The organism is Sphingobium scionense, from assembly GCF_014197035.1.
GTDB lineage: Bacteria > Pseudomonadota > Alphaproteobacteria > Sphingomonadales > Sphingomonadaceae > Sphingobium > Sphingobium scionense.
In genome coordinates, this window is the sequence record NZ_JACIEU010000070.1 from 1 (window position 1) to 1,118 (window position 1,118).

The 1,118-nt window shown below is 70.5% G+C and carries 1 protein-coding gene and 1 pseudogene; both read left to right on the forward strand.

Going from position 1 to position 1,118, the window contains the following annotated elements; genetic code table 11:
- On the forward strand, positions 1–291 hold a 291-nt coding region (locus tag GGQ90_RS28545), incomplete at its 5' end, for a hypothetical protein (protein WP_188084623.1).
- A gap of 23 nt (positions 292–314) precedes the next feature.
- Positions 315–1,118 (forward strand): annotated as a pseudogene (locus GGQ90_RS29585) (2Fe-2S iron-sulfur cluster-binding protein); the annotation flags it as partial.

Consider the following 1,118-nt stretch of genomic DNA (forward strand, 5'->3'; position numbering starts at 1 on the left):
CTTGTCGGCGGAAGCCTGTTGCTGGCGCTCGCGCTTTCGGGCTGCGACCGCCAGGCCGACCAGACGGTGCCGCCCGCGGCGAACAGCGTCGCCGCCACCCCGGTCCTGACCGACAGCGGCAACGCTGCAGACGCGGCGTCGATGGACGCGATGAGCAACCAGGCCGAGATGGAGCGGCATCACCGTCAGGCGATGGACCATGACGCGATGCGCGCCGGGGCCGGCAACCAGACCGCGCCGGCACCCGATCCCGCGCCGGGCAATTCGGCGATGCCGATGAAGGATATGTAAGCGCGCTGAAAAAGGGGATGAGGATGTCCAGGCGGATCAGCCTTCGACGCTTGAGCCTCGGCTGCGCAATCGCTCTCAGCCTGTCCGCGGGCGCGGGCGCGCAGGAGGGCGAGGATCATGCCGCGCATCATGGCGCAGGCATGCCGGCCGGCGGGGGCATGTCCGCACCGGCATCGTCGGGGTCGTCGGACATGGCGAAGATGATGAACCCCATGATGGATCGCATGATCAATGGGGAAGGGGAGAATGAGCACGGCCACGAATCGCGCCGGACCGGCTTCATCTCGCAACTGCTCGCCTTTCCCGCGCTCGACGAAGCGGCAAGGCAGCGGGTCGCTGCGCAGGCTGGCGAACGGGTAAGCACGGGCCTAGCGATGATCAACGCCGCCTCGGCCGACGGCGCGCGTGCAACCACGGTCTCGGCCCGGCTCGATGCGGCGCGCCGCCTGCGCGAGGGAACCGACCTGTTCCGGTCCGGCACCGCCGCGCAGGGCGCGATCGGCGGCTTGCAGCCGCCCCGGGAGGTCGGGCTTGCCTGGCTGCGCGATCAGCTCGACATCGACCAGGCCGCGCCCGGCCATGCCGACCACTGGTTCGGCATCTCGCCCTCACACCTCCTTCTCATGCTCTTCCTGGGGCTGGTGAGCGCCACGCTGATCGCGCTGCAGATCTTCCGCCTCCGGCGGATCGGGGCGATCGCCGGCGGTGTCGCCACCGCCAAGACCTCGGAAAAGCCGGAGCCGAAGGCTGTCCCGCCCGCTGCGAAGTTCGCGCCCGCACCTGCCCCCGTTGCCGGCAGCGCCGGGCTCGCCTCGAGCAATGCGGCC